Below are 6,889 nucleotides of genomic sequence, written 5' to 3' on the forward strand. Positions count from 1 at the left end.
AGTGGATTTTGGCATCGCCCAATCAGCTATGCCGCGGCGCGGCTGGCAAGGTAGCGGCGCCAGCCGCCGAACTGCGTGATGTCGGCGGCCCCCGCGACGCCCGCCGTCTCCACCAGGAAGCCCTTCGGCGCGGTCCCGTCGGCGAGCCGCAGGGTGCCGATCCCGAGCGGTTCCGGGATGGCCGCCACGAAGGCCCCGAAGGCGGCGGGCGGCAGGGCCCAGACCTCCGTCTCGATCGCGCCGCCGTCGCCCTCGGCCACCCGGAGCAGTCCGGGACGATGCGGCGGTCCGCCGGGCAGGGCGTAGAGGCGGTACTCCGGTCGGGTCGCCACCGTCCGCAGATACCGGGCGCCGTGCGCGGCGAGTTCGCGGTTCAGCGGCAGGCCCGACAGATGCGCCCCGACGACCGCCAGTTCGATCTCGCCGGGCCATCCGCGGGCCGGACCCGGCGCCACGGCCGGCACGGGCGTCTCCCCCGCGCCGATCCGGCCGGCCGCAGCCGCGTGCAGGCGGGCGCCCAGGGCGGCGAGGAGCCCATCGGAGCCACGCGGCGCGAGCAGGGTGATCCCCGAAGGAAAGCCGTCGGCGCGGGGCCGCCCCGGGACCGCGAGGGCGCACCAGTCGAGCAGGTTGACGAAGTTGGTGTAGGTGCCGAGCTCGCTGTTCGGGCCGATCGGGTCGGTGGCCACCGCCGCGCAGGTCTGCGGGCGCGGATAGGTCGGCACGGCGAGCACGTCGACCCGGTCCCAGACCGCGTCCGCGTGCCGTCGCAGTTCCGCCAAGCTGTAGAGACCCGCGAAGGCGTCGGCGGCGTTGTAGCGCCCGGCGGCGGCGATCACCGCCCGCGTCGTCGGGTGCAGGATCTCGGGGCGCGTCTCCATGATCGGCCGGATCGCCGCGTAGCGCTCGGCGACCCAGGGCCCGTCGTAGAGCAGGGCCGCTACGGCGAACATCGGCGCGAAATCGACCGGCAGCGCCGCCCCGACGAGGGTCTCCAGATCGGCAATCGTCGCCGCGAAGGCCGCCTCCGAGTGGCCGTCGCCGCCGAAACGGAGGCTCGCCGCATCGGGAAGGCCCAGCCGCAGGCCGGGTGGAAGGCCGGCCGGTGCGGGCGGCACCGGCAAGGCCCGCGACCAGGGATCGGCGCTGTCGAAGCCCAGCATGACCCGGAAGGCGGCGTCGGCGTCGGCGACGGTGCCGGCGAACACGGAGAGCGTATCGAGGGTCCGGCAGGCCGGCAGCATGCCGCGGCTGGAGATTGACCCCAGGGAGGGTTTCAGACCGACGACGTTGTTGAGCGCCGCCGGCACACGCCCCGAGCCCGCCGTGTCGGTCCCGAGGGCGAAGGTCACGATTCCGTGGGCGACCGCGACGGCCGAGCCGCTGCTGGAGCCCCCCGGCACGTAGGCCGGATCGATGGCGTTGCGCGGGACCAGGTCGGGCGTGCGCAGGCCGACGAGGCCTGTGGCGAACTGGTCGAGGTTTGTCTTGCCGATCAGGATCGCCCCGGCCGCCTGTAATCGGGCCACGGCGGGCGCGGTCTCGGTCGGGGTGTAGGCGAAGTCCGGGCAGGCCGCGGTGGTCGGCAGGCCGGCCACGTCGATATTGTCCTTGACGGCGAAGGGCACGCCCCAGAGCGGCCTCGACACAGGGTCGAAGGGCGGGAGCGCGGCCGCCTGCGCCAGCGCCTCGGCCTCCGGCACCAGGGCCAGGAAGATGCCGGGGTCGTCAACCGCGGCGAGCCGGCGGTAGGCCTCGGCCACGACGGTGCGCGGGTCGCGGCCGTCGGCGTAGGCCGCGTGCAGGAGCGGGATCGTCGGGAAGGGCGGCACGGCGGTTCCTCGGGTCGCTGCTCAGGATTCGTCGCCGGTGGCGCGGTACCAGTCGAGGATCTCGCCCCCCTGCATGAACACCGCGTCGCTGCGCACCAGGATCGCGTCGAGCAGTCGCTCCAGCAGGCCGATCCGGTGCGGGACGCCGGTGATGTAGGGGTGGATCGCGAAGCCCATCACCTTGGCGCCGCCGAGGGGACCGGGACCCGCCGCCTCGGCGGCGAGGCGGTCGAGGTTGGCGAGCGCCCGCTCCACGAACTCGTCGGCCCGGTGGTGTTGGATGGCGAGCAGCGGGATGTCGTTCAGCTCCACCGAGTAGGGCAGCGCCACGAGGGGCCCCGTGCGCGTCGCCACCCGACAGGGCCGATCGTCGACCACGAAGTCCCCGACATAGTCGACGCCGGCCGCGTGCAGGTGGTCGGGCGTGTCGAGGGTTTCGGTGAGGCCCGGCCCCAGCCAGCCGCGCGGCGGACGCCCCGTGGTCGCGGTGATCGCCGCGATGGTGCGAGAAATCATCTCCGGCTGGTCCTCGACCCGGTGGGTCGGAACCTGATGGAAGCCGTGGGCCATGAACTCCCAGCCGGCCGCGTGGGCGGCCTCGGCGATGCGGGGATAGGCCGTGCAGACCGAGCCGTTGATCGACAGGGTCGGGCGGATGCCGCGGCTGGAAAAAGCCTCGAGGAAGCGCCAGAAGCCGACCCGCATCCCGTACTCGTGCCACGCCCAGTTCGGGATGTCCGGGAGCAGGCTCGCGGCGGTCGGCGGCACCAGGATCTGGCGCGGCATCGGATGGTCGATGAGCCAGTGCTCGACATTGACCACCGGCCAGACGGCGACGTGCTTGCCCTCGGGCAGGGTCAGGCGCGGCCGGTCAACGGCGGCGCGGTAAGCGAGGCGGTTCTCGGGCCGGCGGGGATCGTCGGGGGCGGTGTCCATCAGGCGGCGGCCCGCGGGGCGTGGTGGCTGTGGAGCTGGGCCGCGAGCATCCGGCGCAGGTCGTTGAAGGCCGGGCTCGACACGTCGCGCCGCCGCGGCAGCTCGACCGGATGGATCGCCTCGATCCGGCCGGGGCCGGGCGACATCATCACGATGCGGTCGGCGAGAAAAATCGCCTCCTCGATGGCGTGGGTGACGAACAGGATCGTCAGCCCCGTCCGCGACCAGAGATCGAGCAGCTCGTCCTGCAGCCGCTCGCGGGTCATGGCGTCGAGCGCCCCGAAGGGCTCGTCCATCAGCACGACCTCGGCCTCGTTGGCGAGCACCCGCGCGATGGCGACCCGCTGCTTCATCCCGCCCGAGAGCTGGTGCGGGTAGGCGTCGGCGAAGGCCTGGAGGCCGACCAGCGCGATGTAGCGCTCGGCGGTATCGCGCACCTCGGCGGCGGGCCGCCCGCGGGCCTTCGGGCCGAAGCCGATATTGTCCCGCACGGTGAGCCACGGGAACAGGCCGTAATCCTGGAAGACCATGCCGCGGCTCGGCCCCGGCCCGGCGATCGGCTTGCCCCACATCAGGGCCTCCCCGGCGGTCGGGGCCTCGAAGCCGGCGGCGACCCGCAGCAGCGTCGACTTCCCGCAGCCCGAGGCGCCGAGCAGGCAGACGAACTCGCCGCGCGCCACGGTGAGGTTCGCCTCGCGCAGGGCCTCGGTCCGGCGGCCGCCCGCCGCGTAGGTCTTGGAGACCGCCCGCATGTCGAGGATCGGGATCGTGGGGTCAGCCATGATTGGGGCTCCAGGCGAGCAGCCGGCGGCCGAGCTGCATGACCAGCCAGTCGGACACGAAGCCCGCGACCCCGATCACCGCCATGCCGCAGATCACGATCTCGGTGCGCGAGAGCTGGCGCGCTTCCATGATGATCGCGCCGAGGCCGGTCTGGACCCCGGTCATCTCGCCGACCACGATCACCACCCAGGCGAAGCCGAGGCCGAGCCGCAGGCCGGTGAAGATCGATGGCAGCGCCGCCGGCAGCACCACCCGGACGAACTGCGCCGGCCCGGTGCAGCCCAGCATCGCGGCCGCCTCGAACAGGCGCGGCTCCACCGAGCGGACCCCGAACACGGTGTTGACCAGGATCGGGTAGAACGCCCCGAGGAACACGAGGAAGAAAGCCGAGCGCGGCCCGAGGCCGAACAGGATCATGGCCAGCGGCAGCCATGCGGTGACCGGGACGGGGCGCAGCACCTGCAGGACGGGGTCCAGCAGCGCCCGGATCAGGGGCACGCGGCCGATCAGCAGGCCGAGCGGCAGGGCGGCGGCGGCGGCCAGCGCGAAGCCGCCGTAGACCCGGCTCAGCGACGCCGCGATATGGGTCCAGAGCGTGCCGCTGAACGCGTCGTCGTTGACGCCCCCGACGGCGAGGTCCCGCATCTCGGCCCAGACCTCCGCGGGGGGCGGGATCAGGCTGTAGGGCCGGCCCGCGGTGCTGACCTGCCAGACCGCGACGAGCACGGCCGGCACCACGCAGGCGAGCGCCAGCCGGCGCAGGTGGGTGAGCCCGGCGCCGGTGACGCCGGCCCCGCGGGCCGGGGCCGGCGTCACCGGCGAAGTCACCGGCGCCGCCACCGGCAAAGGGCCGGCCTCGATGCCGGTGCTCACGCCCGCCCCAGCGCGTCGACGAAGCGGGTGTCGATGAAGCCGGGCTCCGGCAGCCGCTTGATCTGCTTGAGCGCCAGCATGTGCTGCGCATAGGCGTCGGCCTGCCGGACCTCGTTCGGCCCGAGGCGCCAGGTCAGCTCGACGTTCGGGGCCGAGAGTTCCAGCGCCTCGCGCTTCTGCCCGAGCTTGGCCACCGCCATGGCGATCATCGCGTCGCGGTCGCCGGCCGCGAAGTCCGTCGCCTTGCGATGGATCTCCAGCATGGTCCGGACGAGGTCCGGCCGCTCGGCCAGCGTGTCGCGGTGGGCGCCGAACACCATGTTCAGCGCGCCCATCTCGGTGCCGTAGGGGTACTCGACGAGCTGGCCGACGCCCGAGGCGAGGCTGACGCCGGGCCCCGGCTCGGCGCCGACATAGGCGTCGACGTCGCCGCGGGCGAGCGCGATATGCATTTCCGAGAAGGAGACGCGCACGGGGGTGATGTCCTTCACCGAGAGCCCCTCCATGCGCATCCGCTCCAGGACGAAGACCTCCTGGGTGCTGCCGGGCCAGATCGCGACGCGCTTGCCGCGCAGGTCCTTGATGGCGTGGATCTCGGAGCCCTTCTTGGCGATCACCGCCATCCCGCGGTTGCAGGTGGAGGCGATCACCACGAGTGGCTCGCCGGCGGCGGCGCCCAGCGTCGCGGCGGCGATGCCGAAGGTGCCGAAATCCACCGACTTGGTGACCACGGCGTTCTTGCACTCGGTGGGGCTCTCGAAGGGCACCACCTCCACGGTCACGCCCGCGGGGGTGAAGCGCTCGTAGAAGCTCGGCGCGATCGAGTGGATCAGCTTGAGCGAGCCCATCCGGATCGTGACCGGCGTGCCCGCGGCGCGTGCCCGCGACAGGGGACCGAGGGCGAAGCCGGCCCCGAGACCGGCCAGGAGGGTGCGGCGGCGGATCATCGAACGGCTCCTGCAGGATCGCTATCACCGTGACGCTAGGTGCGCTCCCTGTTGCAAGGAAGTGCTATTTTCTGAGCGTATCGTTGCTTTCTCGGCAACGGGGGCGCACGATGCCAGCGTGAAGCACCTGCGCACCGTCACCTACGTCGCCGAGGTCGCACGCGCCGGCTCGATCCGGCGCGCCGCGGAGCGGCTGAACCTGACGCCCTCGGCCCTGACGCGGCAGATCCAGGATCTCGAATACGAGCTCGGCACGCCGATCTTCGAGCGCCTGCCGCAGGGGATGCGGCTCAACGCGGCCGGCGAGCTCTTCGCGCGGCACATCCGCGACCAGGTGGCGGATCTCGACCGGGTGAGGTCGCAGATCGCCGATCTGTCGGGGGTGCGCCGCGGTCACGTGTCGCTCGCCTGCAGCCAAGCCTTCGTCACGCAGGTGGTGCCCGAGGAGGTCGAGGCCTACCGGGCCCGGTTCCCCCAGGTCGGCTTCATGGTCCAGGTCCGCGATCACGCGCAGGCCGTGACGGCCCTGGCGGCGTTCGAGGCCGATCTCGCCCTGATCCTGCAACCGCCGCCTTCGGCGGAGCTGCATCCGCTCTTCTCCGGACACCAGACCCTCTGCGCGCTGATGCGCACGGGGCATCCGCTGGCGTCGGAGACCGGGCCGGTCCGGCTGCGCGACTGCCTCGGCCATGCCCTGGCCCTGCCCGACCACTCGCTCGCCATCCGCCATCACATCGAGCACGCCCTGGCCCGGCGCGGGGTCGAGCTCCGGCCGGTCGTCGAGTCGGGCTCGCTCGAATTCCTCCGCAACCTCGTCCTGCGGGAGGATCTCATCAGCCTGCAGATCCCGAGCGGCATCCCCCAGGACCCGCGCCTGCACAGCCGCCCGATCGATCTCCGCGACCTGACGCCGATGACGCTGGTCCTCGCGCAGTTGCGCGGGCGATCGCTCTCCGTCGCGGCGGCGAAGTTCGCCGATCAGCTTGTGGTTCGGCTCAACCGGGAAGCGGTCTGATGCGGCGCACGCCCTGAGGCCGGCGCGTCACCGCTCTCCGCGCCCGATCAGGGCGCGCCCGCTTCGGCCGTGGCGAGGAAGGCCCGCACGGTGTCGCGGAGAAAGGTGGCATCGGCCGGGTTGATCGACGGGTTGCCGGCGCGGTGGCCCCAGATGCTCGGGATCGGCTGCAGGACGGCGTCGCGCAGATGCGGCAGCTCGGCGGCGTTGTCGGCGACGCGGAAGTAGAGATCCGTCTCGCCCGGCATCAGCAGCAGCCGGGCGGTGATCGCGTTGAGCGCCCGGGTGAGATCGCCGCCGTAGCGCGGGTCGCGGCTGATGTCGCCCGCCTCCCAGGTGCAGAGCTGCGCGTAGAGATCGGCCGCAGGGCGGCGGGCGAAGCGTTCCTCCCAGTCGGTGCGCAGGAAGTGAACCGCGCCGGGTTTTCCGGAGGCCGTTTGGTTTGGCTCAGGCGGCCAAGGCTTGGACCTCGGCTTGGGCATAATAGCGTGCCTCCGCCTCGG

General features: G+C 72.6%; 6 protein-coding genes and 1 pseudogene. 1 reads left to right on the forward strand and 6 read right to left on the reverse strand.

Annotated elements, in window-relative coordinates; genetic code table 11:
• Positions 1-26: 26 nt before the first annotated feature.
• Genes atzF through ABIC70_RS27535 form a run of 5 tightly spaced genes read right to left on the reverse strand, consistent with a single transcriptional unit; the run spans position 27 to position 5,371 of the window.
• A complete protein-coding gene (gene atzF / locus ABIC70_RS27515) occupies positions 27-1,832 on the reverse strand; it encodes an allophanate hydrolase (RefSeq protein WP_345822560.1) in 1,806 nt (601 codons plus the stop codon).
• A gap of 21 nt (positions 1,833-1,853) precedes the next feature.
• A complete protein-coding gene (locus ABIC70_RS27520; protein WP_354442277.1) occupies positions 1,854-2,768 on the reverse strand; it encodes a polysaccharide deacetylase family protein in 915 nt (304 codons plus the stop codon).
• On the reverse strand, positions 2,768-3,550 hold the full coding sequence (locus tag ABIC70_RS27525; protein ID WP_279901371.1) for an ABC transporter ATP-binding protein: 783 nt from the start codon (positions 3,548-3,550) through the stop codon (positions 2,768-2,770). The genes ABIC70_RS27520 and ABIC70_RS27525 overlap by 1 nt, the downstream gene beginning before the upstream one ends.
• Positions 3,543-4,424, reverse strand: a complete 882-nt coding sequence (locus ABIC70_RS27530; RefSeq protein WP_354442279.1) for an ABC transporter permease — start codon at positions 4,422-4,424, stop codon at positions 3,543-3,545. Before ABIC70_RS27530 ends, ABIC70_RS27525 begins: the two co-directional genes overlap by 8 nt.
• Positions 4,421-5,371: an ABC transporter substrate-binding protein gene (locus tag ABIC70_RS27535; RefSeq protein WP_179698036.1), complete on the reverse strand. Its 951-nt coding sequence runs from the start codon at positions 5,369-5,371 to the stop codon at positions 4,421-4,423. The genes ABIC70_RS27530 and ABIC70_RS27535 overlap by 4 nt, the downstream gene beginning before the upstream one ends.
• A gap of 118 nt (positions 5,372-5,489) precedes the next feature.
• On the opposite strand from ABIC70_RS27535, the gene ABIC70_RS27540 reads away from it, so the two are divergent.
• A complete protein-coding gene (locus ABIC70_RS27540) occupies positions 5,490-6,386 on the forward strand; it encodes a LysR family transcriptional regulator (protein ID WP_043354034.1) in 897 nt (298 codons plus the stop codon).
• A gap of 47 nt (positions 6,387-6,433) precedes the next feature.
• Here ABIC70_RS27540 and ABIC70_RS27545 read toward each other — a convergent pair.
• A pseudogene (locus tag ABIC70_RS27545) lies at positions 6,434-6,889 on the reverse strand (hypothetical protein); the annotation flags it as partial.

It is taken from the genome of Methylobacterium sp. 1973 (genome assembly GCF_040545035.1).
GTDB classification, from domain to species: domain Bacteria; phylum Pseudomonadota; class Alphaproteobacteria; order Rhizobiales; family Beijerinckiaceae; genus Methylobacterium; species Methylobacterium fujisawaense.

Coding starts and splice junctions, on each gene's coding strand:
- ABIC70_RS27535 (WP_179698036.1), bottom strand. CDS start 5,371: ATGATCCGCCGCCGCACCCTCCTGGCCGGTCTCGGGGCCGGCTTCGCC.
- ABIC70_RS27525 (WP_279901371.1), bottom strand. CDS start 3,550: ATGGCTGACCCCACGATCCCGATCCTCGACATGCGGGCGGTCTCCAAG.
- ABIC70_RS27520 (WP_354442277.1), bottom strand. CDS start 2,768: ATGGACACCGCCCCCGACGATCCCCGCCGGCCCGAGAACCGCCTCGCT.